17 protein-coding genes are annotated in these 23891 nt (G+C 75.8%); 10 read left to right on the plus strand and 7 right to left on the minus strand.

The annotated features are described in order from the left end of the window. Positions 1 to 15: 15 nt before the first annotated feature. A complete protein-coding gene (locus ACZ5GH_RS25055; RefSeq protein WP_464335277.1) occupies positions 16 to 1245 on the minus strand; it encodes a hypothetical protein in 1230 nt (409 codons plus the stop codon). Positions 1246 to 1438: 193 nt separating this feature from the next. Further along, positions 1439 to 1678, minus strand: a complete 240-nt coding sequence (locus tag ACZ5GH_RS25060) for a hypothetical protein (RefSeq protein WP_387757879.1) — start codon at positions 1676 to 1678, stop codon at positions 1439 to 1441. A 191-nt stretch (positions 1679 to 1869) separates the two neighbouring features. Here ACZ5GH_RS25060 and ACZ5GH_RS25065 point away from each other — a divergent pair, with 191 nt between their 5' ends. Next, positions 1870 to 3090, plus strand: a complete 1221-nt coding sequence (locus ACZ5GH_RS25065; protein ID WP_387757880.1) for a sensor histidine kinase — start codon at positions 1870 to 1872, stop codon at positions 3088 to 3090. Continuing rightward, positions 3087 to 3845 (plus strand): response regulator transcription factor, encoded by a 759-nt coding sequence (locus tag ACZ5GH_RS25070; protein WP_464335278.1) that lies wholly within the window; start codon positions 3087 to 3089, stop codon positions 3843 to 3845. The genes ACZ5GH_RS25065 and ACZ5GH_RS25070 overlap by 4 nt, the downstream gene beginning before the upstream one ends. A gap of 55 nt (positions 3846 to 3900) precedes the next feature. Here the strand turns inward: ACZ5GH_RS25070 and ACZ5GH_RS25075 are convergent, their stop codons facing one another. After that, positions 3901 to 5313, minus strand: coding sequence for an amidase (locus tag ACZ5GH_RS25075; protein WP_464335279.1), 1413 nt, complete (start codon positions 5311 to 5313; stop codon positions 3901 to 3903). Positions 5314 to 5434: 121 nt separating this feature from the next. Here ACZ5GH_RS25075 and ACZ5GH_RS25080 point away from each other — a divergent pair, with 121 nt between their 5' ends. The 7 genes from ACZ5GH_RS25080 (at position 5435) to ACZ5GH_RS25110 (ending at position 13393) form a co-directional block, all read left to right on the plus strand. Next, positions 5435 to 6064 carry a TetR/AcrR family transcriptional regulator gene (locus ACZ5GH_RS25080; RefSeq protein WP_387757885.1) on the plus strand — a complete coding sequence of 210 codons (630 nt, stop codon included), beginning with the start codon at positions 5435 to 5437 and terminating at the stop codon, positions 6062 to 6064. Between the two features lie 217 nt (positions 6065 to 6281). Continuing rightward, positions 6282 to 7529, plus strand: coding sequence for a 3-phosphoshikimate 1-carboxyvinyltransferase (aroA, locus tag ACZ5GH_RS25085; RefSeq protein ID WP_464335280.1), 1248 nt, complete (start codon positions 6282 to 6284; stop codon positions 7527 to 7529). Positions 7530 to 7628: 99 nt separating this feature from the next. Then, positions 7629 to 8678, plus strand: coding sequence for an RNA ligase family protein (locus ACZ5GH_RS25090; RefSeq protein ID WP_464335281.1), 1050 nt, complete (start codon positions 7629 to 7631; stop codon positions 8676 to 8678). A 154-nt stretch (positions 8679 to 8832) separates the two neighbouring features. Then, positions 8833 to 9210, plus strand: a complete 378-nt coding sequence (locus ACZ5GH_RS25095; protein ID WP_387757890.1) for a YciI family protein — start codon at positions 8833 to 8835, stop codon at positions 9208 to 9210. After that, entirely contained in the window at positions 9207 to 10469 is a 1263-nt protein-coding gene (locus tag ACZ5GH_RS25100; protein WP_387757891.1) for an RNA polymerase sigma factor, read from the plus strand. The genes ACZ5GH_RS25095 and ACZ5GH_RS25100 overlap by 4 nt, the downstream gene beginning before the upstream one ends. A 252-nt stretch (positions 10470 to 10721) precedes the next feature. Beyond that, complete coding sequence (locus ACZ5GH_RS25105) at positions 10722 to 11633, plus strand: AurF N-oxygenase family protein (protein WP_387757892.1); 912 nt, start codon at positions 10722 to 10724, stop codon at positions 11631 to 11633. A gap of 59 nt (positions 11634 to 11692) precedes the next feature. Further along, a complete protein-coding gene (locus ACZ5GH_RS25110; RefSeq protein WP_464335282.1) occupies positions 11693 to 13393 on the plus strand; it encodes an FAD-dependent oxidoreductase in 1701 nt (566 codons plus the stop codon). Positions 13394 to 13815: 422 nt separating this feature from the next. Here the strand turns inward: ACZ5GH_RS25110 and ACZ5GH_RS25115 are convergent, their stop codons facing one another. Together ACZ5GH_RS25115 and ACZ5GH_RS25120 are read right to left on the minus strand one after the other, a co-directional pair. Then, a complete protein-coding gene (locus ACZ5GH_RS25115; RefSeq protein ID WP_464335283.1) occupies positions 13816 to 14880 on the minus strand; it encodes an aromatic ring-hydroxylating oxygenase subunit alpha in 1065 nt (354 codons plus the stop codon). 7 nt (positions 14881 to 14887) lie between these two features. Continuing rightward, the gene (locus ACZ5GH_RS25120) at positions 14888 to 15742 is read right to left on the minus strand and encodes a methyltransferase domain-containing protein (RefSeq protein ID WP_464335284.1); all 855 of its coding nucleotides are present in this window, start codon (positions 15740 to 15742) and stop codon (positions 14888 to 14890) included. 169 nt (positions 15743 to 15911) lie between these two features. Here ACZ5GH_RS25120 and ACZ5GH_RS25125 point away from each other — a divergent pair, with 169 nt between their 5' ends. Continuing rightward, positions 15912 to 17075 carry a hypothetical protein gene (locus ACZ5GH_RS25125; protein ID WP_464335285.1) on the plus strand — a complete coding sequence of 388 codons (1164 nt, stop codon included), beginning with the start codon at positions 15912 to 15914 and terminating at the stop codon, positions 17073 to 17075. A gap of 4 nt (positions 17076 to 17079) precedes the next feature. On the opposite strand, the gene ACZ5GH_RS25130 is transcribed toward ACZ5GH_RS25125, so the two are convergent. Together ACZ5GH_RS25130 and ACZ5GH_RS25135 are read right to left on the minus strand one after the other, a co-directional pair. Then, on the minus strand, positions 17080 to 21807 hold the full coding sequence (locus tag ACZ5GH_RS25130; protein WP_464335286.1) for a DNA repair ATPase: 4728 nt from the start codon (positions 21805 to 21807) through the stop codon (positions 17080 to 17082). Between the two features lie 45 nt (positions 21808 to 21852). Continuing rightward, positions 21853 to 23883: a flotillin family protein gene (locus ACZ5GH_RS25135; RefSeq protein WP_464335287.1), complete on the minus strand. Its 2031-nt coding sequence runs from the start codon at positions 23881 to 23883 to the stop codon at positions 21853 to 21855. Positions 23884 to 23891 lie beyond the last annotated feature (8 nt).

The following is a 23891-nucleotide window of genomic DNA, read 5'->3' on the forward strand; positions in this document are numbered from 1 at the left end:
GACGGGGCGCGGCCATCAGGGCTTCCACACCATCGCCCGCGGGAGGTCCCGGCTGTTGGGCGCGTCGTGCCAGCTCGCGTCCCCGGCGATCACCCCGGATTCGTTGACCAGCAGGGCCTGGGCGTAGGGGCCGAGCGGGGACGGTGGGAGCGGCAAGGCCGTCCCGTCGGGCCGCCACAGCAGCGGCGAGTCGCGGTACGGGCCCCGGCCCCGCGCGAAGCCGACGGCGGTGCCCGCGCCGTTGATCGCGCTCGCCCTCGTCGGCCGGCCCGCCGGGTCGTCGAGCAGCGTCGTGGTGCCGTCCAGGGTCCAGCGCGCGGCGTGCTCGGCGCCGGCGGCGTCGGAGGTCGTCCCGACGATGGTGTTCGCGCTGTTGACGGAGCCGGGCCGGCCGTGGGCGACGTCCCGGACGGTGCCGTCCGCCTCCCAGGCCACCACGCGGTCGGCGTCGGCGCCGCTCTCGCGCCGCCCCGGGCCGAGGATCAGACCGGTGGCGGTGATCCGGGTGCCCGCGGCCGTGATGATCCCCGGAGGGAGTCGGAGCTCGGTCACCTCGCCCGACGGACTCCAGAGCACCGCACGGCTCCGGGACTCCCCGCCGAGGCTCCGCTCGGACCGGCCGATGACGAAGCCCGCGTCGTTGACGGACGTCGTCCAGCCGGTCTCGTCGCCGTCCAGCAGCGGCAGGTCGACCCTGGTGCCGTCGGCCCGCCACTTCACGGGCACGGGACGGAAGGCCGCGTCGTAGGAGTTGCCGATCACCACACCGACGTTGTTGACCGCGCTCGCGCCGCCGCCGCGGGCCCCGGCCGGCAGCTCCAGGGCGGTCGGGGTGCCGTCCGGGGCCCAGCGGACCGGGTGGTTGTCGGTCAGCGTCCCGAAGGAGACCCCGACGGCGGTGCCGGCCTCGTTCAGGGTGCTCGGGCGGGTGCCGTTCTCGCCGGGCAGGGGTCGGAGGACGGTGACGCCCGGCTGGTGGGCGTTCCAGCGCAGGGCGCGCGGGGCGAACTGGCCGGGGACGTTCAGGTAGGTCTCGCCGAGCACGTCGCCCGCGTTGTTCAGGCCGTACACCGAGCTGAGCGGGGCGGCGCCCGCGGGCAGCGGCAGCAGGTACGGGGTCGGCGGCGGCCCCGGATCGGCCGCGGCGGCGGGCGCCGGGCCGAGCAGCAGGGCGGCGGACGCCACGGCGGCGGCCAGGGCGGCGGTGCGCGGGGCGGCGCGACTGGGCATGGGGGAACCAGCCATCCGAAAACTCCTGTCTCGTCAACGATGGTGCAGATCAAGTGAGTTGCTGTTCCATCGGATGCCGAGGCTGGTTGGGTGCCCGGTCCGGTGGCCAAGTCTCGCCCACTGTCCGTTCGTTGGCAGGAGGATCGGCGGAACGGCCGGATCCCGTCGGCTCGTTCGCGCACCGGTCGTCGGCCTGTGTCGGGCCTCGCTACCGGTCGGTGTCTCCCGGGTCGCCTCCGCCGCCGGTGCCCCGGACGCGCACGGTGAAGGAGGCCAGGCCGGGAGGGGGTGCCCAGGCCCCGGTGGCCCGGACGGACACCCTGCAGAGGTGCGGGCCGTCGTTCCGCTGGGCGGGCGCGGCCTGGGCGGTCGCCGCGGCCAGGGCGGTGAGGGTGGAGGCCGCTGTCGCCAACAGGCCCTGGCGCAAGAGCTTCTGATTGATCGTCATTGCTGCGATGGTCTGGAACTCCGGAGGCGCGGAGGCGACTTCGCGCCGGATTCATGCGAACGAGTGGTCGCGTTCCGGCCGAATCCGGTACGGCGGCGACGGACGGGCCCGTCGGAGACTGTCGCGGCCCCCGGAGGTCCTCCCTCGATCGGGGGAGGGCCGGGGCGGGACGGCCGGTGATACTGACCAGCATGATCAAGGGAATGCGGTTGCTGCTGCGCAGGTCGACGTACACGGGAGTGCTGTTCGCGGTGCTCGGGGCGCTGGCGTCGCTGCCCGTGGCGATGGTGGCGCTCGGGGCGACGCTGGGGGTGTCGGGCCGGCCGGACGCGGCCTGGGCGGCCCTGCCGCTGTGGGCGGTGCTGATCGCGGCGGCCGGGCTTCCCCCGGTGGTGCGCCGGGTGCTGGTGAAGGTGGCGCGGCGGCTGCTGGGCGTCGCGGTGCCCGACCCGGTGAAGGGAGCCGCGGGGGAGCGGTGGCGGACACCGGTCTTCCTGCTGGCGCACGTGGCGCTCGGGTGGACGGTGCTGGTCGGCGGCAGCACCCTGCTGGTGATGGGGCTGACGCTGCCGGGGCGGCGGGCGTCCGGTGAGGCGCGGGTGAGCCTCTTCGGCTGGGCGGCCGAGGTGACGGGCGTCTGGAGCTGGATGGTGGGGGCGCTCAGCCTGGCCCTGGCGGCGGCGCTGTTCGCCGGGGCGTCGGGTGCGCTGCGGTCGCTGGCACCCCGGCTGCTCGGGCCCTCGCCGGCCGAGCGGCTCGCGATGGCCGCCGAACGGGAACGGCAGCTGGCCGAACGCAACCGGCTGGCCCACGAACTGCACGACTCCATCGGGCACACCCTGACCGCCGCGACCATCCAGGCGGCCGTCGCGGGCGAGGTGCTCACCGCGGACCCGGCGGCGGCGCGGGCCGCGATGCGCAGCATCGAGGAGTCCACCCGGGCCGCGCTGGAGGATCTCGACTACGTGCTGGGCGTGCTGCGCGAGGAGCAGTCGGGCACCGCCCCGACCCGGACCCTCACCGACCTGCCCGAACTGATCGACCGGCTGCGGCACGCGGGCGCGGTCGTGGAGCCGCGTACCACCGGGGACCTGGCGCAGGTGCAGGGCACGCTCTCCCGGGCCGCCTACCGGATCGTCCAGGAGGGGCTGACCAACGCGCTGCGGCACGGCGCCGGCGGGCCGATCGAGCTGCTGGTGGCGGCGGGGCCGCAGACGCTGGAGCTGAGCGTGGTCAACGGGGTGGGCGGCGGCCAGGCCGCGCCGGGCTCGGGCGGCTTCCCGACCTCCGGCCACGGCCTGCCCGGCCTGGCCGAGCGGGTGCGGCTGCTGAACGGCGAGTTCGAGGCCGGGCCGTACGGGGAGCGGCAGTGGCGGCTGGCGGTCCGGCTGCCGATGCGGTGGTCGGCGTGAGCGGGCCGGGCTCCGGCCCGGACTCCCGCCCGGGCTCCGGCCCGGGTGCGTCCGGCGGAGACGCGGGCACGCCCGGCCGCGACGAGGGCGCGCCGCCCGACGTCACCGTGCTGATCGCCGACGACGACGCCGTCACCCGCAGCGGGCTGGGCACCCTGCTGGGCGCCCAGCCGGGCATCGCGGTGGTCGGGACGGCCGCCGACGGCGTCGAGGTGGTCGAGCGGGTCCGGCGGCTGCGGCCGGACGTGGTGCTGATGGACGTGCGGATGCCGCGCCGCAACGGCATCGACGCGACCCGCGAACTGCTGCGGGAGCACGCCGAGCCCCCCAAGGTCGTGGTGATCACCACCTTTGAGAACGACGCCTACGTCACCGCCGCGCTGAGCGCCGGGGCCAGCGGCTTCGTGCTCAAGCGGCGGCCCGTCCCGCAGATCGCCGAGGCGGTGCGGGTGGCGGCGGCCGGGGAGGCGGTGCTGTTCCCCGCCGCGCTGCGCCGGATGGTGGCGGCCCGGCCGCTGGACCCGGGCGAGGCGCTGCCCCGGGCGGCGCTGACCGGGCGGGAGGAGGGGGTGCTGCGGCTGATGGCGACCGGGCTGTCCAACCCGGAGATCGCCCAGGCCCTCGCGGTGAGCCAGGAGACCGTCAAGACCCACGTGGGCAACGTGCTGGGCAAGCTCGGCGCGCAGAACCGGACCCACGCGGTGGTGATCGCCTACGAGAGCGGGCTGGTGGTGCCGGGGCTGCCGGGGGTGTAGGGGTTCCGGCCTCACGGCCCCTCACGACCCCTCACGGCTCCACGGCTGCACGGCTTCACGGCCTCGGGTCGATCGGGGTGAGCGTGCCGAGGCGGTCCTCGACGGCCTGGGCGGCGGCCAGGCAGAGGTCCTCCCGGAACGCCCGGCCGACCAGCTGGACGCCGGTGGGCAGGCCGTCCGCGGCGAGGCCGGTGGGGACGGCGACGGCCGGGACGCCGACGAAGCTGGTCGCCGAGCAGAGCCGCATGGCGGTGGCGACCCGGTCGCGGCCCGCCTGGTCCCGGGACTCCAGGCCCGGTTCGACGGGCGGCTCGGTGAACACCGGGCCCAGCAGCAGCGGGTACTCCTGCAGGAACTCCGTCCAGGAGCGGCGGATGCCCATCCAGGTGCCCATCAGCCGGATCAGGCCGGGGGCGTCCGTGGGCGGGGCGACGCGCATGGTCAGGTCGATGTAGCGGTCGCCGCCCTCGCCCAGCAGCTGCCGGACGACGGGCCAGCTCGGCGCGAACTCGGTGTTGGTGAGGCGGAGGTAGGCGTCGAGCGCCTCGTCCAGCCGCGGGACGTCGGGGACCTCCCGGACGTCGTACCCCGCGTCGCGCAGCGCGTCGGCGGCGGTCCCGACGGCGCGGCGGACGGTCGGGTGGACGCCGTGGCCGCCCGGATCGGCGACGACGGCGACCCGGACCGGGCCGGCGAGCGGCTCCCCGTCCAGCGGGGCGGGCACGGCGCGCGGGTCGCGCGGGTCGGTGCCCGCCAATGTCTCGTAGGCGAGCCGCAGGTCGGCGACCGTACGGGCCAGCGGGCCGTCGGTGACCAGGAGCTGGGAGGCCGGGCCCGGGTCGTCCGGGCCGATCAGGCGCTGGTCGGCGGGGAAGCGGCCGGTGGTCGGCTTGAGGGCGGCGACCCCGCAGAAGGAGGCCGGGATGCGGACCGAGCCGCCGGAGTCGTTGCCGAGCCCGAGCGGGGCCATCCCGGCGGCGACGGCCACGCCGTCCCCGCCGCTGGTGCCGCCGGGGGTGCGGCCGGGGTGCCAGGGGTTGCGGGTGTCGCCGTACAGCTCGCTGCGGGTGTGCATCCCGGCGAGGATCAGGGTCGGCAGGTTGCTGTGGCCGATCGGGATCGCCCCCGCCGCGCGCAGCCGGGCCACCGGGACGGCGTCCGCGGTGGCGACGTGGTCGCGCAGGCGCGGGGTGCCGAAGGTGGTGGGCACGCCGGCGATCGGCGTGCACTCCTTCACGGTGAACGGCACGCCCGCGAGCGGGCCGGGATCCTCACCGGCGGCCCGGCGGCGGTCGAGCTGCCGGGCGTCGGCGCGGGCGCGCTCGGCGAGGAGCTGGGTGACGGCGTTCAGGCCGGGGTTGACCTCGGCGATCCGGTCCAGGTGGCTGTCCACCACGTCCAGGGCCGTCACCGCGCCCGAGCGCACGGCGGCGGCGAGTTCGGTGGCGGGCTTGCTCCACAGGGGCATGGGGGTTCTCCTCGGCGGCGCGTTGGGGCTGGTACCGATGCGGTCGCATCGGTACGGAACCCTAGCCCGAGAACCGATACGCTCGCATCGGAAATCCGAGGACAGGACGAGGAGACCGGCGATGCCGAAACAGGTGGACCACGAGGGTCGGCGCCGGCGGATCGCCGAGGCCGTCTGCCTGCTGGTGGACGAGCACGGCCTGGAGGGCGTCACCCTGCGGGACGTCGCCACCCGGGCGGAGGTCTCGATGGGCGCCGTCCAGCGCTGCTTCCGCACCAAGGAGGAGATGCTCCTGTTCGCGCTCACCCACGTCGGCGAGCGGGTCACCGAGCGGGTGCGCGGCCGGCTCACGGCCGGGCCGGCGCAGTCGGCGGCGAGCGAACTGGGGCTGGTGGCGGGCGAGGTGGCGCTGCTGCGCGAGGAGCACCGGGCCGAGGCCAGGATCTGGCTCGCCTTCCTCGCCGGCGCCGCCGTCAACCCGGCGCTGGCGGCGGCCCTGCGGAGCAGCTACGCGGCACTGGAGGAGCTGATGGTGCGGCTGGTCGCGGAGGCCGCCGGCGGGCAGGTCGTCGGCGGCTCGGTGATCGGCGGGGCCGCCGCGGGCGGGGCGGTGGTGGCCCGCACCGAGGCCCGTGCGCTGCTCGCCCTCGCCGACGGGCTCACCGCGCACGTCCTGGTCGGGCACCGGACGGTGGCGGAGGCGGAGGAGGTCCTGCACGCGCACCTGGCCGGCCTCTGGGCGCGCTGCTGAACCGTCGCCCCCGCCCCCTGGGGGGTCCGCCCGCCGCCCGCCGCCTGACGGGACGCCGTCGAGGACCGTCCAAGGCCGCCGAGCCTTCGCCCGCCGTTGTCGCCCCGGCCACCGTCCAGTCCGTGGATGGTCGCCGAAGGCGGCGGCCCGGTGGGGCAGGATCGGCCCTGACGTCGCCGGAGACACCTGTCGGACACCCGTGTTGGGAGAGCCTGCCGTGACTGCTGTGGAGATCCCGGGATCCAAGTCCATCACCGCCCGGGCGCTGTTCCTGGCCGCCGCCGCCGAGGGCGTGACCACCCTGCGCCGCCCACTGGCCTCGGACGACACCGAGGGCTTCGCCGAGGGCCTGGACGCCCTCGGGTACCGGGTCGAGCGGACGGCGGACTCGTGGCGGGTGGCGGGCCGCCCGGCCGGGCCCGCCGTGCCGAGCGCCGAGGTGTACTGCCGGGACGGCGCCACCACCGCGCGCTTCCTGCCCACCCTGGCCGCCGCCGGCCACGGCACCTACCGCTTCGACGCCTCCGCCCAGATGCGCCGCCGCCCGGTCGCCCCGCTCACCCGGGCGCTGCGCGAGCTGGGCGTGGACCTGCGGCACGAGGAGGCCGAGGGCCACCACCCGCTGACCGTCGTCGCGGACGGCGTCCGCGGCGGTGAACTCACCCTGGACGCCGGGCAGTCCTCGCAGTACCTGACCGCGCTGCTGCTGCTCGGCCCGCTCACCCGGGACGGCCTGCGGATCACCGTCACCCGGCTGGTCTCCGCCCCGTACATCGGCATCACCCTGGCGATGATGCGCTCCTTCGGGGCCGAGGTGAAGCGGGAGCGGACCCCCGCCGGCGAGGTGTTCGAGGTGCCCTCCGGCGGCTACCGGGCCGCCGACTACCCGATCGAGCCGGACGCCTCCACCGCCAGTTACTTCTTCGCCGCCGCGGCCCTGGCCGGCCGTGAGGTCACCGTCCCCGGCCTCGGCCGGGACGCGCTCCAGGGCGACCTGCGGTTCGTGGACGTGCTGCGGCGGATGGGCGCCCGGGTGGACGTCGGGCACGACCGCACGACGGTGGCCGGCGACGGCCCGCTCGGCGGGATCACCGTCAACATGCGGGACATCTCCGACACCATGCCCACGCTCGCGGCCGTCGCGCCGTTCGCCACCGGGCCGGTGCGGATCGAGGACGTCCACAACACCCGGGTCAAGGAGTGCGACCGGCTGGAGGCCTGCGCGGACAACCTGCGCGCGATGGGCGTCCCGGTGGCCACCGGGGAGGACTGGATCGAGATCCGGCCCGGCACCCCGCGCCCGGTCGGGATCACCACCCACTCCGACCACCGGATCGTGATGTCCTTCGCCGTCACCGCGCTGCGCACCCCCGGCATCACCTTCGACGACCCGGGCTGCGTGCGGAAGACCTTCCCGGGCTTCCACGAGGCCTTCGCCCGGCTGCGCGCGGAGTGGGGGGTCTGAGCCCGCCCGGCGGAAGGCGACCCGGCGGCCCCGGGCCGACCGGTCGTCCGCCGGAATCCCGGTTGCCGGCCGGCGGGCCGCGCGGCGAGGATGCCGTTCGTGTCCGAGACGGTGTTCGAGACGGAGTCCGACGGGCCCGGACTGCGGCCCTACCCCAAGATCCCCGCGCGCGGCCGCTCCGGCAGCTCCAGCAACCCCGGTAGCCCGGGCGGCCGCGGCGCCCGCGAGTGGACCGCGGCGGAGAAGGTGCACGGGGCGCACTTCGGCGTGGTCTGCGAGGGCGGCTCCGTCCGGCCCGCGAAACGACGTGAACTGCTGGACGACGAGGGGCTGGACGGGTTCTTCGGCGTGAGCCGGATCTGGCCCGCCCTGTCCGTCGCGGCGGCCCGGTTCGCCGCCGCGGTGCGCGAGCCGTGGGGTGCCGCGGCCGTGGTGACGGTCTACGGCGAACTGGCCGGCGGCCGCTACCCGCACCCCGACGTGCCCGCCGCCCCCGGCGTCGACCCGGTGCAGACCGGCGTCTGGTACGCCCCCGGCCTGCGCTGGCTGCCGTTCGACGCCACCGTCGAGACGCCCGGAGGCCGGTGGTGGATCGCCGACCGCACGCTGCGCGCCGCCGCTCGGGCCGCCGGGCTCACCTGCGTGCCGCTGCTCGGGCACGGCCCGCTGAACACCCTGCACGACCTGCCGGCGCGCTTCCCCAGCCGGGTGCCCGCCCTGTTCGGCCTGCCCGGACTGCCGGACAACCTCGCCGAGGGGTACGTCCTCAAACCGGCCGGCCAGTGGCACGAGCCGGGCCCGGCCCGGCCGTTGGTGAAGGTCAAGCAGCGGGCCTTCGCCGAGGACGGCCGCTACGACGGCGCCCGCCCGTACCTCCCCCCGCCGCAGGGCGCGGCCGGCGTGCCCGCCTGGCTCCTCGTCCGGGCCGCCGCCCTGCTCACCCCCGCCCGGGCCGCGGCGGCCGTCGGCAAGCTCGGCCCGCGCACTCCGGCGGACGCCGTCGCGGCCGAGATCGCGGCGGACGTCGCGGACGAACTCGCCGAAGCCGTGGGCGGGTTGGAGCCCGCCGTGCTCGCCGCCCTGCGGCGCTCGCTGGAACCGGGCGCGCGCTCGCTGGCGGCCTTCGACGGGGCGGACCGGCGCGGCTGAGCGGGGTGCCGTAGCTTGATCGTCTGCAGCTCCCGGGGCGCGGAAGAAGAAATCTCCGAGAACTTCCCGGCCGATGTCGAGGCCGGGTTCCGCCGCTCCGACTGAGAGGTGACAACGCGCCGACGGGGCGCGCGAGGCGGAGGGGACACCCGAGATGAAGTACGTCGCGATGATCTACGGCAACCAGGCCAAGTGGGACTCCTTCCCGGCCGAGGCGTGGCCGGAGGCGATCGCCAAGCAGGAGGCGTTCAACACGCGGTACCGGGAGAGCGGGGAGCTGGTCGGCGCGTACGGGCTGGCGGACGCGGCGGCGGCGCAGCTGGTGCGGCGGGCGGAGGGGGTGCCGGTGGTCACCGACGGCCCGTACCTGGAGACCAAGGAGTACCTGGCCAGCTTCTACCTGCTGGACTGCGAGAGCCTGGAGCGGGCCCAGCAGATCGCGGCGGACATGCCGTTCGCGGACGTGGAGCCGGTGGAGCTGTGGCCGGTCATGCACGAGTCCGCCGCGAGCGAGCTCCCGGGGCGCGAGTGAGCGGCACGACCGTCGCCGTCGAGGGCCTGCTGCGCGAACTGGCGCCGCAGGTCCTCGGCGTGCTGGTGCGGCGGCACGGCGGGGCGTTCGACGCCTGCGAGGACGCGGTGCAGGAGGCGCTGCTGGCCGCCGCGACGCAGTGGCCGCGGAGCGGGACGCCGGTCAACCCGCGGGGCTGGCTGGTGACGGTCGCGGACCGGCGGCTGGTGGACCAGGTGCGCAGCGAGTCGGCGCGCCGCCGCCGGGAGGAGGCGTCGGCGCTGGCCACGCCGCAGTCCGCGCTGCTCGCGCCGCCGGCCGACGCACCCGATCCGGCGGCGGACGACTCGCTCGCGCTGCTGTTCCTCTGCTGCCACCCGGTGCTGTCGGTACCGAGCCGGATCGCGCTGACGCTGCGCGCGGTCGGCGGCCTGACCACCGCGCAGATCGCCGCCGCGTTCCTGGTGCCCGAGTCGACGATGGCGCAGCGGATCAGCCGGGCGAAGCAGACGCTGAAGACGGCGGCCGGGGCGGACGGCGGGCGGCTGGCACTGCCGGCCGCGGAGGGCGACGCCGCACGGCTGGCCGAGGTCCGGCACGTGCTGTACCTGGTCTTCAACGAGGGCTACACGGCGAGCGGCGGCGAGGAGCTGACCGCGCCGCAGCTGTCCGTCGAGGCCATCCGGCTGACCCGGATGCTGCTGCGGCTCACCCCCGGGGACGCCGAGACGGCGGGGCTGCTCGCGCTGATGCTGATCACCGACGCCCGCCGGCCGGCCCGCACCGGGGCGCACGGCGAGCTGGTGCCGCTGGAGGAGCAGGACCGCGGCCGCTGGGACCAGGAACTGCTGCACCAGGGGCTGGAGTTGATCGCCGCGGTGCTGACGCGCGGACAGGCCGGGCCGTACCAGGTGCAGGCGGCGATCGCCGCGGTGCACGGGGAGGCGGTGACGGCGCGGGACACCGACTGGCCGCAGATCCTGGTGCTGTACGACCTGCTGCTGCGCCTCGACCCGAACCCGATGGTCGCGCTCAACCGGGCGGTCGCGGTCGCGATGGTACACGGGGCGGCGGCCGGGCTCGCGCTCGTCGCGGAGCTGGCCGAGGACAAGCGCCTGGCCCGCCACCACCGGCTGCTCGCGGTCCGGGCGCACCTGCTGGACCGGCTCGGCACCGACCCGGCGGGGGCCGCCCGCGCCTACCGGGAGGCGGCGGCCCGTACGGCCAGTGCTCCGGAGCGCCGCCACCTGGTGGCCCGGGCGCAGCGGGTGGCGGGGTGAGCCCGGCGCAGCGGGCGGCGGGGTGAGCCCGGCGCAGCGGGCGGTGGGGTGAGGGCGTAGGCGGCGGAGCCGGGGGAGGGCGGAGAGGGTGCGGGCGGCGGTCGGGGGCCTCCGGGGTCGGGGATCCAGGCCGCCGTCGTCCGCGCCGGTTCACTGTCGCGCAGGGGGTTCTCGGCGACCGGCTCTTATTGTACTGTCCGTCTAATAAGCGGGTGAGCGGGAGCCCGCAGGAGCAGGCACCTGGAGGCAGCCATGGCTCTCACCCGGCAGACGGGGCACGGCCACACCGAGTCCGACGACGACGTCTCGAAGCGGCTGCTGGAGTCGGCCGCCACCCTCTCCTACGACCCCTCGGCCGAGATCGACTGGGACGCCCCCCTCCCGGAGGACCACTACGGCCTCAACCCGGAGTGGAGCACCCTCTACGGCACCCGGCTGTGGGACGAGATGACCGAACGCCAGCGGGTTACCCTCACCCGGCACGAGGTCTGCTCGATCATGAACACCGGCATCTGGTTCGAGATGATCCTCCAGCAGATGGTGCTGCGCGACCAGTACCTCAAGAACCCCGCCAGCGCCGAGTTCCGGTTCGCCCTCACCGAGATCGCCGACGAGTGCCGCCACTCGATCATGTTCGCCCGGGCCTGCGAGAAGATGGGCGTCCCCGCCTACCGCCCGAACAAGGTGATCGCCCAGGCCGGGCGCGCCTTCAAGGCGCTCGCCAAGGGCGAACTCGCCTACGGCGGCATCCTGGTGGCCGAAGAGGTGCTCGACGTCATGCAGCGCGACTGGATGCGCGGCGAGAACGTGCTGGAGATCGTCCGCGGCACCTCCCGGATCCACGTGGTCGAGGAGTCCCGGCACATGAAGTTCGCCCGGCAGGAGATCCGCGAGCGGATGCGCCACGCCGGCCCGGCCCGGCGGCGCACCTCGGCCGCCGGCATCGCCGCGGGCGCGTACGTCATCGTCAGCAGCATGGTGCACCCGGGCGTGTACAAGGCCGCCGGGCTCGACGTGCCGCGGGCGCTCGCCGAGGTGCGGGCCAACGAGCACCGCAAGGCGATGATGCGCACCAGCTCCCGGCACCTGATGGCCTTCCTCGCCGAGACCGGGCTGCTCACCAGCCGCGCGGCGGCCGTCTACCGCCGGGTGCACATGCTCTGACGACCAGTCAGCAGCCGTCCCCTCCCGTCCCCCACGCGCAGCGAGGACCCACCCCGGCCATGGCCTACGCGATCACCCAGACCTGCTGCAACGACGCCTCGTGCGTGTCCGTCTGCCCGGTCAACTGCATCCACCCGACCCCGGACGAGCCGGAGTTCGGCACCACCGACATGCTGTACATCGACCCGCGGGCGTGCATCGACTGCGGCGCCTGCGCGGACGCCTGCCCGGTGGACGCGGTGTTCCCGGTCGACCGGCTGCGCGGGCCGGACACCGTGTTCGGCGACCTCAACCGCGACTGGTACCGCGACCACCCCAGCGACCACGCCTGGGGCGCGCCCAGCTTCCCGCGCAGCCTGCCGGGCGAACTCGGGAAGCTGCGGATCGCCGTCGTCGGCACCGGACCGTCCGCCGGGTACACCGCGCAGGAACTGCTGCGCAGCACCAGTGCCGAGATCACCATGGTCGACCGGCTGCCCGTCACCGGCGGGCTGTTGCGGCACGGCGTCGCGCCCGACCACCAGTCCACCAAGCGGATCGCGGAGAGTTTCGCGAGCGTCTTCCACGATCCCCGGCTGCGGATGCACCTCAACGTGGAGATCGGCACGGACGTCACCCACCAGGAGCTCGCCGCGCACCACCACGCGGTGGTGTACGCGGTCGGCGCGGCCGCCGACCGCCGGCTCGGCATCCCCGGCGAGGACCTGCCGGGCAGCCTGCCCGCGACCGCCTTCGTCGGCTGGTACAACGCCGAACCGACGGTGCCCGCCGGCGCGGTGGAGCTGTCGGCGGAGCGCGTGGTGGTGATCGGCAACGGCAACGTCGCGGTGGACGTCGCCCGCATCCTGCTCACCGACCCCGACCGGCTCGCCGCCACCGACATCGCCGACCACGCCCTGGCCGCGCTGCGCCGCAGCCGGGTCCGGGAGGTCGTGCTGCTCGCCCGGCGGGGGCCGGAGCAGGCGGCGTGGACCAGGGCCGAGTTCCTGGCGTTGCGGCAGCTGCCGGGCGTCGAGGTGGTGGTGGCGGACCACCCGGAGGTGCGGGCGGCGATCGAGGCGGCGGGCGCGGACACCGGCGCGGGCGTGGGCATGGGCACGGGTGCGGGGGCCGGTGCGGCGCAGGCGGCGCTGCTGGCCGGGCTGCCGCTGGTGCCGTACGACGGGGCCGCGGAGCCCGGGCCGGGCCGGCGGATCGTGCTGCGGTTCCTGTCGGCGCCGGTCGAGCTTGCCGGGGACGGGCGGGTCGAGGCCCTGACCGTCGAGCGGACCGCCCTGGCGGCGGACGGCCGGGTCGAGGGCACCGGGGCGACGGACGTGCTCCGGGCCGGGCTGGTGGTGCGCTCGATCGGGCACCGGGGCGTGCCGCTGCCCGGGCTGCCGTTCGACGAGCGGAGCGGGACGGTCGCGCACCGCAACGGTCGGGTCGTCGACCCGGCGACCGGCCGGCCGCTGCCCGGGACGTACGTGGTGGGCTGGGCCAAGCGCGGACCGTCCGGCGGGATCGGGGCCAACCGGGCCTGCGCGCGGGAGACCGTGGACGCGCTGCTGGACGACGCCGTCGCCCTGGCGCTGCCCGCCCCGGAGGCGGGTCGCCGGGACTTCGAACGGCTGGTGCGGCACCGGCGACCGGACGCGGTCGGGCTGCGGGAGCTGCGGGCGGTGGACCGCGCGGAGCGCGAGCGGGGCGAGGCCGAGGGGCGGCCGCGGGTGAAGCTCGCCAGTGTGCCCGAGCTGCTGGCGGCGGGGCGCCGGCGGTAGCGGGGCGGCCGGGGGCGGAGCGGGCCCGGGGTGGCGCCTCGGGCCGGGCAGGACGTGCGCAGGAAGTCGGGTGGGCCGACTTCCTGCGCACCCGGCCGGTCCCCGCAGGGGGTTGACCTGCGGCGTGTCCGGTTGACGTGGCCGTGTCCCGGCGCGGGCGGGGTGCGTTGGGTGGGTGTGAGTGGTTTTGGGAGGTTGCCGGCATCCGGACGACAGCCGGGTGAAGAAACGATCCTGCGCGGCGGTCCGGACGGTCCGCAGCAGCCGTTGCCGCCCGCGACGGCGCCCGGCCCGTCGGTGGCGGAACCCGGTCCGGAGGCGCCCATCTACGCCGAGCTGGCCCGCCGCTGGCAGGCCGAGGGGCGCGCCGTTCCCGGGCTGCCCGACCCGGTATGGGAGTCGCTGGCCGCTCCGGCCGGGGCTCAGCCGGCCGCGTCCGGCCCGGGCCGCAGCCCGGCCGGGGGCCCGGAGTGGGGCCCGGAGTGGAGCCCGGTGTCCCCGGTCCGCCCCGGGCCGGCGGGCTCCGGGTGGAACCCCGGGTAGAACTGCTGCGCCCAGTGGCGGAACAGCCCGATCGAGCGCTCCCCGGGCGCGAGCCGAGGCTGCGCCAGGTACCGCTTGTGGGCCAGCACCGGGCGGTCCTGCTTGATGATCCGCACCGAGGCCCGCAGCGCCGCCCAGGAGGCCGCCCGGTCGACGGCCCGCACCGCGCCGACGCCCGGCACCGGCGCCGTGGCGGTCACCGCCATGCGCACCCTGGTCCGCCAGGGCGCGACCGGCGTCGCCAGCACCCACACCCGCAGGCTGCTGCCCAGCTGGGGCAGTTCGGCCACCAGTCGCATCATCCCGAGCCCGACCAGCGTCACCGGCTGCTCCAGGCTCACCGCGCCCAGCCCCGGGAACCGGGTCGTGGTGCGCTGGTGGACCGTGAACAGCGGGCCGGCCGGCTCCGGCGGGGCCGTCTCCCGGGTGTCCAGGCCGTGCAGCACCCGGACGTGCCGGAAGTCGACGCTGTTCTCCATCACCTCCTGCGGGTGGGAGAGCACCTCCCCGCTCCACCACGCCAGCGGCCGCACCCCGACCGCCGGCGGAAGCTCCCACGCGGGCGGGCCGCCGCCCGGGCCGCCGCCCGGAACGCACCAGACGAACAGCGCGCCGTCCCGCTCGCACAGATGGCTCCGGGCCAACGAGGCCCGGAGCCGGACGCCGTCCGGCGAGCCGGTGCACGAGCCGTCCGGGCCGAAGGCGAAGCCGTGGAACGGGCACACCAGGTCCTCGCCCCGGACCGTCCCGCCCGCCCCGAAGTGCGCGCCCAGGTGCGGGCAGTGCGGGCCGACCGCCCGTACGGCGCCCCGGCGGGTCCGGTACAGCACCACGTCCTCGCCCATCAGCCGGGCGGTGCGCACCCGCCCGGGCGGCAGGTCCCGGGCCCGGCCGACGCAGAACCAGCCGCCCGGGTACGGCAGCGGGGCGGAGCGGTCCTCCACGGCAAGGTCACCTCGATGGCTTGACGGCCGTGTGAACGTACCAGGCGACGTGCTCGCGCACGGCGTACATCTCCACCGTGGAACGGAGGTTGAGCCATTTGGCCGGATCGCCGAAGCGCCGCAGCACCTCCCAGGGCAGCCGGAAGTACGCGTACACCGCCTCCGAGGTGGGCAGGTAGTACCGGGTCGCGTCCAGCGCCTCCTCCACCTCGAACCCGGCCTCGCCCAGCAGCCGGGGCAGGTTGCCTGCGTGGTAGACCTTGGCGCCCACCATCGTCATCGCGTCCAGGTACGGTTCGAGCAACGCCCTCGCCCGATGCGGAAGTTCGTCCAGCGGGCCGGTGCTCATCGGGCCGAGCAGCACCAGCCGCCCGCCCGGGCGCAGCACCCGGTGGAACTCGGCCAGCGCCCGGGCCGGGTCGTAGGAGTGGACCAGTGTCTCCATCGAGTACGCGCCGTCGAACTCCCCGTCGTCGAACGGCAGCCGGTGGAAGTCGCCCCAGCGGAACGCCGTCCGCTCGCCCATCCGGGCCCGGGCGCTGAGCCGACGGGCCTCGGCGAGGTGGAAGTCCAGCACGTCGACGCCGGTCACCGTCAGCCCGAACCGCACCGCCATCGCCCGCGCCACCACCCCGGCCCCGCACCCGGCGTCCAGCACCCGCGCCCCGGCCGGCAGCGCCAGCTTGCGCCCCAGCACGTCCTGCAACTGCCGCTGCGCCCGCCACAGCCGCCACTTCGACTGCCCCGGCTCCGTCCACCCCCAGTGCCGCGCGTTGCGCGCCACCCGGGTGTAGAACCACCGGCTCCCCGCCCGTCCGTACACCCTGCGCAACCCGGTCAGATCGAGTCCCTGAGCGCCCATGCCGGCTGGGTTACCCAGTCCTCGGCTCCGGCTACCGCCGCCCCCGCGCGGATGCCCCCGATGAGGGGAATCGTAGGGTCGTAGGGCAAGCGGATCGGCGGCGGCGCTTTTCAGCCGACCGGTCGGCCGCGCGCCGCAACCTGACCGCCCGCGCGGCGTTGAACCGGCCATGGACAACAACCACGTGCCGATCACTCCATGGCCGGGGATCTCATGGGCGGCCGACACCCCGCCGGCCCTCGACCGCCACATTCTCCGGGCACACCACGCCGTGCGGATCGGCAGCCACTGGACCGCGCTGGTCGCGGCGAACGAGTTGGCCGTGCTGGCCGAACGGCCGGACGCGGCCGACGTGCTCGGGGCGCGGCGGGGCTACCTGCCGGACAGTGCGGTGAACCGGTCCTTCGCCGACGTGCTCCGTGAACGGCCCGAGGAAGCGGGGATCTTCGGGCCGCCCGTCGTTCTCAGTGCGCGGAGCCTGTACTGGGATCCCGACCGTACGGGCGGAGCCGGGCGGCTCGGGCTGGTGGGCGTCCGATGCGTCAACGGGTTCCAGCGCATCGTGGAGGCTGCCCACCAGTCGCGTGAACTGTCTCCGGAGGAGCTCGGCAAGGCCCTGCTGTGGGTCGCCGTCGTCGATGAGGAGGACGCCGACCGGGTCCGCGAGGTGTGCGACCGGGCCGCTCACTCCTTCAATCCCTTCGAGCCGCAGGACAATCTCGCGCTCTGTCCGCACCTCCTCCGGGCCAAGGAGGAGTTCAGGAAGGAGGGGAGCTACTTCGATCCCCGACGCGGGGTCGTGTCCGGACCGCACCCCGTCGGGTTCACCCCCGCAGACGTGTTCCGCGCGCTCGCGGCGCTCTCGCCTGCGCCGCACCCGGACCTGAGCAACCAACTCCAGACGCCGGACGGTCTGAACGCGCTCTGGTCGGACATGTCCGGCCGGGCGTACCGCAGCCTGGTGAACGAAGGCCTGCACGCCATCGGCATCCAGCGCGCGGTGGAGGCCCGGCGGGAGACCCAGCGGATGATCGCCCGGATGCTCAAGCGGAACAGCAAGGGCCACTGGAAGCTGTTGGAGTACGCGCCCGAGCTGGTCACCTGGACAGCCTGCCGGATGCTGCCGCTGGAGACGCTCCACGACGGGGGCAGGACCTCGCCGAAGTGGACGGACCTCATCCACCGCGATCTTCCGGGCGAGACCGAGCGGGTCTCGCACCTGCTGGTCGCCAGCTACGCCCGGCTGCACGGTTCGGACCGCACCTTCAAGTCGACAGCACCCACGCTCGGCCTCTGGCTGGAGCTCCAGGCCGCCGTCCTCGGCAGGGGGTGACCGCTCACCCCCGCCAGGAGCGCTTCAGCTCAGCCCAGCGGGTGGCCTGCTCCTCCGTCAGGGTGCCGCGCAGCTCGGCCAGCTTGAGCAGCTGGGCCTCGGCGTCGGCGCCCAGGGGCTGGGCCTCGGCGCGGTAGTGGTCGGTGAGCAGGGCGTCGAGTTCGGGGCGGGTGAGGGCGGGGTCGAGGCGCTGGGCGAGCCTGGCCATGTTGCGGTAGGAGCCCTGGAGCAGGAAGGGCGGCTCGGTGCGGGTGCGGTCGTCCTGGGCGGCGGAGGCGAGGTAGGCGCGGTTGACGGCCAGGACGGTGGAGCGCAGGTGGAGCAGGCCGGCCAGGACGGCGGTCATCCGCTCGACCTCGGCGGCTGGCCAGGCGCCGGCCAGGGTGCCGCCGGGCAGGCCGCCGGCGCGGGCGAGCAGGGTGTCGAGGTCGCCGCGCTCGGCGGTGGTGAGCGCGGCCAGGTGGGGGCTGGCGGGCAGGACGTTCTCGACGAAGCTGAGCGCGAAGAGGTTCTCCCGCCCGGCGACGGCGTCGCCGAGGTTCCACACGTCGGCGCGGTTGGCGAGCATGTCGGGCAGCCGGAAGAGGCGGCCGGACTCGGTGTAGGGGTTGGCGGCCATGACGACGGCGAAGCGCTTGCCGCGCAGGTCCCACTCGCGGGCCTCGCCGTCCCAGACGCCGTCGATCCGGCGCCGGGCGTCGCACAGCGGGATGAACCGCTGGAGGAACTCGGGCGAGGTGTGCTGGACGTCGTCCAGGTGGAGCAGCACGTTGTCGCCCGCGTGCAGGGCGAAGTTGAGTTTCTCGACCTCGCGCCGGGAAGTGGCGTCGGGGGCCTCGGCCGGGTCCAGCGAGGTGACCCGGTGGCCGAGCGCGGGGCCGCTGACGGACACCAGCAGCAGGCCGAGCCGCTCGGCGAGGTACTCGACCAGGGTGGTCTTGCCGTAGCCGGGCGGGGAGACCAGCAGCAGCAGGCCGCTGCGGTCGACCGGGCCGCCGGCCCCGGCCGTGCCGAGCTGCTTGGCGAGGTTGTCGCCGACCAGCGGCAGGTACACCTGGTCGATCAGCCGGTTGCGGACGAAGCCGTTGAGCGGGGCGGGCCGGTACTGGTCGAGCCGCAGCCGGGCGTGCTCGGCGGCCAGCAACTCGCCGCGCAGCCGCTGGTAGGCCCGGTGGCCGGGCACCTCGACGCGCTCGAACTCGCCTACCCTGGCGAGCAGTTCGTCCAACCGCAGGTCGAGTGCGCCGCCCACGAGCCGGGGGTGGTCGCCGAGCAGCCCGGTGATCCGGGTGCCCACGGCGCCCTCGGCCGGGCGGCGCGGCAGGGACGGGCAGAGCAGGGCGGCGGCGGCCTCGGCGAGGTCGGCCGGATCGGCGTCGGGGGCGGCCGACGCCAGCCAGGCGGCGGCGAGTTGGCGCCGTACGGGCAGGAGCCCGGGCTCCTCGGGCAGGGCGGCCAGCGCCTCGGTGAGGCCGACCGACTCGGGGGCGGCGCGGAACTTCTCCAGCAGGGCGGCGGCGCCCGTCGAGTGGGCGAAGCCGGGGGAGGCGGCGGTCAGTTCGGCGACCAGGTAGGGGCCGGCCGGCTCCGCGTCGGGGACGAACTCCGCGACGGCGCGGGAGAGTTCGTCGGCGAGCTCGTCCAGCGCGGCCTGCGCCGGGGCGCCCCCGAAGGCGTCCCGGGCGAGGCCCAGCGAGCGGGCCCGGGTGTGCCAGAGCAGTCGCCGGCGCTCGTCGGCGCCGTGCGCCCAGTACAGCTGGGCGGCCGCCCGGGCGCCCGCCGGGTGGCGCAGCAGCCCGGCTCCGGCGCCGAGTCGGAGCAGCGCGCGGAGCAGCAGCGCGGCGTCGTGGTCGTGCACGCCGCGCTGGTAGCCCTCGTCCGGGCGCTGCTCGGCGGCCCGCCGGACGAACTCCAGCAGCTCGGCGTCGGTGGCCGGCGCCGCCGCCTCGGCGGCCGGCAGCAGGCTCGCCGCGAGGTACTCGGCGCGGTACAGCCGAGGGGTCTCCGAGGGCAGCGGGCGGTCCCAGTACCGCTCGGTGGCGGCGAAGGCCGGGTCGGTGACGGGGGAGCGGTAGTCGGTGCCGGTGAGGGTGAAGGCGGGGCGGCCGCGCCAGGGCACCAGGGCGAGTTCGGGCCGCTGGGCGGTGACGGCGAACAGGTGCCGGCCCAGCCGCAGGGTGCCGGGGCCGTCCCCGGCGAGTTCGGCGCGGTCGCGCAGGGCCCGCTGGGCGCGGCCGCGCGCGGCGCGCAGCCGTCCGGTCAGCTCCTCGGCCCGGACCCGGTCGCCGAGCGCGGTCAACTGCCCGGCCAGGTCGTGGAGTTTGACGGCCGTGGGGTCGGCGGCGAGGGCGGCGTCGATCTCGGCGGCGGTGTCCAGCCCGGCCAGCCGGCGGTGCAGGGTGTCGAGGACGCGCTCGGCGGAGGCGGCCAGCCGGTCGGCGCGCCGGGCCCGCTTCTCCAGCAGGTGCTGGCGGCGGGCGGTGAGCGCGTCGTGGATCTCGGTGCGCCGGCCGGTGAGCTGCTCGCCGAGGGCCGGGTCGGCGTCGGCGAAGCGGGTCTCCAGCTGCTCGATCCGCAGCAGCAGCCGGCCGAGCTGCTCGTCGCAGGCCTCGGGGGTGCCGGCGGCGGCGAGCGCGGCGGTGGTGGCCTGCCCGAGCAGGGCGGTCTCGGCGGCGAACTCGGCGGCGGCCTCGCGGGTGCGCAGCTCCCGGCGGCGTACGGTCAGCGCGGCCCGGCCGCGGTTGAGCAGCCCGAGGACGTCGGCGAGCCGGTCGAGGATCGCGGTACGGGTGGTGGCGTCGGCCAGGTCGAGGGTGCCGACCAGCTCCGAGACGGTCTGCAACGCCTCGCTCCGGGCGGCCAGTTCGAGGCCGAGCGGCTCGGCCTCGGCGGCGGTGGCGATGGCGGCGCACCGCTCGGCCAGCTCGCCGGCCCGCCGCCGGTGCGGCTCGAAGGCGGTCGGCTCGGCGAGCCGCTCGACGGCGCGGTCGGCCGCCTCGGCCAGGCCCCCGGCGAGGTGCGCGGCGAGCGCGTCGATCCGCTCCGGGTCGGCGCGCGGCAGGTCCCGCAGCGCCTCGACGCGGCCCTGGGCGCGGCGCAGCCCGGCCAGCCGGTCGACCCACTCGGCGGCGTCGGCCAGGGTCTCGCCGCGGGCGGTGCGCAGCAGGCCCTCGACGTGCTCGGCGGCCTCCTCGACCTGCCGGGCGGCGTGCGCGGTGAGCTGGGCGACCGCCTCGTACTCGGCGACGACCTGCCGGGCGGTGTCGCGGATCTCGGCGAGCGGCGCGGCGAGGTCGCCGAGGCCGCTCTGGCCGAGCCAGTGGTGCCGGTCGGCGGTGCGGGTGCAGGCGGCGAGGACGGCCCGGTGGCCGGCCGGGGTGTCGGCGCCGGCCGCGGTCAGCCGGGCCAGGGCCAGGCAGTCGGCCAGGCCGCGGACCAGGTCGGCGTTGCCGATCCGGGCCAGCGGCCCGCTGCCGGGCGGCTGTTCGGCGGCGAAGCGCTCGCTGGTGAACGGGGTCCGCCAGAGCTGGACGGGGTGCAGCCTGGTCGGCCCGTCCTCGGCCGGGCGCAGTGCGACGAGGGTGCCGTCGGCGAGCAGCGCGTAGCCCTGGCAGGGCAGCGGGGCGGCGGCCTCCTGGCGGACGCTGTTGTACGGCTGGAGCAGGGCGCGGCCGTCGGCGGGGGAGCGGAACTCGTACAGCACGTCCTCGCCGTTGGGCGAGAGGACGGTGCGCTCGTACACCAGGCCGTCGACCGGCTGGTCGAAGACGCGCACGGTGCCGTCCACCAGGTGGCAGCCGCCGGGGAAGGCGACGCCCTGGTCGGCGGGCAGCCGCAGGCAGGCCTGGCCGAGCGCGTCGATCCGGGTGACGGTGCCGGTGGGCAGGTGGACCACCAGGTGCCGCTCGGTCTCCTCCTGGTACGGGCGCACCCGCACCAGCAGCAGGGTGCCGAGCCGGGCGTGGGCGATCCGGGCGTCGGCGAGCGTCTGGAGGGGCTCGGCCAGCGGTTCGCGGTGCAGCTCCCGGCCGTCCGGGGCGGCGACGGTCAGCCGGCCGCCGTCGACGCCGACCAGCAGCTCGCCGGCCAGGTCGGCGCGGGGCGGCCGGCCGGGGCCGGCGGGCAGCTGGTCGTCCCGGGTGAGGGCGGTCCAGGGCAGCTGCTGTCCGTCCGCGGGGGTGTGGTCGCGCTCGCCGCGCCCGTCCAGGTAGCCGGGCCGGGCGTCCTCGGCGGAGCCGTCGTCGAGCCGCCAGCGCAGCACCCGGACGTCGGCGGCGGCCGGGCCGGTGCGGAAGACGGCGAGCAGCCGGCCGTCCACCGGGCGCAGCCGCTCCAGCCGGGCGTCGCGGAAGTAGCGCCGCAGGTCGGCGAGGTCCTGGCGGAGCCGGGGCTCGTCCAGCAGGGTGCCCTCGGCGGGCGCGGGGGAGAGGTCGGGGTGGTGCAGGCCGAGGACGTCGGCGAAGTCCTCGGCGGCGTCGGCCGGTCCGGCCGGACGGGTGCCGAGCAGCAGCAGCCCGCCGGCGGCGGTGAGGTCCTGAGGCAGGCAGGCCCGGGCGGTGGTGAGCCGCCCGGTGCCGGCCAGCCGCAGCTCCCCGCCGCCGAACTCGGCGACCCGGCGGGCGTTCAACGCCTGGGCCCGGTCGGCGAGTTCGGCGGCGGCTCGGGCGAGCCGGCCGCGCAGGACCTCGTAGCTGCCGGTGTCGGGGCGGGCGTCGAGGGCGTCCACGGTCACGGTCACGTTCCTCAGTCGGCTCGGTGGAATCGGGTGCGCGGTGCGCTACTTGGCGCCGTTGGCCGAGACGGCGCCGCCGGTCAGCGCCCCGATCGGGGTCTCGGCGACGCCCAGCTGCCGCGCCGACTCCAGCAGTTGGCGCAGCTGCCCGGCCTGGCCGCCGGCCCCCGAGCCGATCAGCCCCATCAGCAGGGCGGACACCGTCAGGTTCTGCACGTCCGCCGTGGAGACCGAGGAGAGCACCCTGGTGAGGTCCTCGGTGAAGCCGGCCCGTCCGTCCAGCCAGGGGCCGGCCAGGGTCTGCGCGGTCTGCGAGTGGCCGACGAAGGCGTCCACGCTCTTGCCGGCCGTCACCGACTGCACCAGCCGGTCGAAGAACACCGAGTCCCCGCCGACGATGTCGATCTTCGCCTTCTCCAGCCCGGCAGCGACCAGCGCCGCCTGGGCCTCGGCGATCTGCCGCTGGGCGTCCAGCCCGGCCAGCCGGACGTCCTTCTCGGCGGCCAGCCGCAGCCGGTACTCCTCGTGCCCGCGCGAGGCCTCGTCCAGCCTGGCCATCGCCGCGGCCTTCTCGGTCAGGCCCTCGGCCTCGGCCTTCAGTCGGCCGCCGATCTCCAGCGCGGCGGCCTTGGCCTTCTCGGCCTGGACGACCGCCTCGGCGCGGCCCACCTTCTCCACCGCCGCGGCCTCCTGCTCGCGGACCTGGACCAGCGCCAGCCCCTCGGCGGCGGCCTCCGCCCGGACGCCCTCGGCCATCCGGATCTTGGCGGCCGCGTCCAGCTCGGCGGCCTGCTGCCGGGCCTCGGCCAGCACCAGCGCCTCGCGGGCCTTGTGCCCGGCGGCCTGCTCGGCGGCCTCGGCGGCCTTGATGTCCTTGACGAGCTTCTCCTGCGCCTCGGCCTCGGCCTGGATGACGACGGCCTTGCGGACGCGCTCGGCCTCCTCGGTGGCGCGCAGCGTCTTGACGGCCTCCTCCTGCTCGGCGACGGTGCGGTCCACCGCGACCCGCTCGCGGACCACGTCGGCGACCTCGCGCCTGGCGGACTCGACCTCCTTCTGCTTGGCGATCGCGGCGAGCTCGGTCTCCCGCTCGCGGCCGACGACCTCCAGCAGGCGGTCCTTCTCGATCCGCTCGTTCTCCACCGCGATCACCCGCTCGCGGTTCTTCTGGGCCACCGCGACCTCGCGGGCCTGGTTCTCCCGCTGCACCCCGAGCAGTTCCTCGGTGCGCAGGAAGGCGGTCTGGGCGTTCAGCCGCTCCTCCTCCTGCACCCGGGCGATCACCGCGTCCTCCTTGGCCCGCAGGGTCTCGATCTCGCGGCGCTGGCGGATCTCGGCGTCGGCCTGGCGGCGCTCCAGCTCCAGGACGGTCTCCCGGGCGTCCACGTTCTGCCGGGTGATCTCCTTCTCCTCGGTGCGCTGGTACTCGTTGGTGCGCACGTGCTCGATCGCGGTCAGCTCGGTGATCTTGCGGATGCCCTGGGCGTCCAGGATGTTGTCGCCGTCCAGCTGGCTCATCGGGGTCTGTTCCAGGTGGTCGATGGCCGCGTCCTCGAGGGTGTAGCCGTTGAGGTCGGTGCCGATGACCGCGATGATCTGGTCCCGGAACTCGTGCCGGTGGGTGTACAGGTCGGTGAAGTCCAACTGCTTGCCGACGGTCTTGAGCGCCTCGGCGAACTTGGCGGCGAAGAACTCCTGGATCGCCTGCGGGTCGCTGGCCCGGGCGGTGCCGATCGACTGGGCGACCTTGACGACGTCCTCGACGGTCTTGTTCACCCGGACGAAGAACGAGATCCGGATGTCCGCGCGGATGTTGTCCCGGCAGATCAGGCCGTCCCGGCCGGCCCGGTGGATCTCCACCGTCTTCGCGGTGATGTCCATCAACTCGGCCTTGTGGAGCACCGGGAGGACGACCGCGCCGGTGAAGGTCACGTCCACCTTCTTGGTCCGGGAGACGATCAGCGCCTTGCCCTGCTCGACCTTCTGGAACAGACGGCCCACGAACAGCAGCACGGCGAGCACGATGAGCAGTACGACGGCGACGAGCACGCCGAAACCCACGGCGATGGTGTCCATCACGGAGT

The sequence above is a fragment of the Kitasatospora sp. Xyl93 genome (assembly GCF_055383135.1).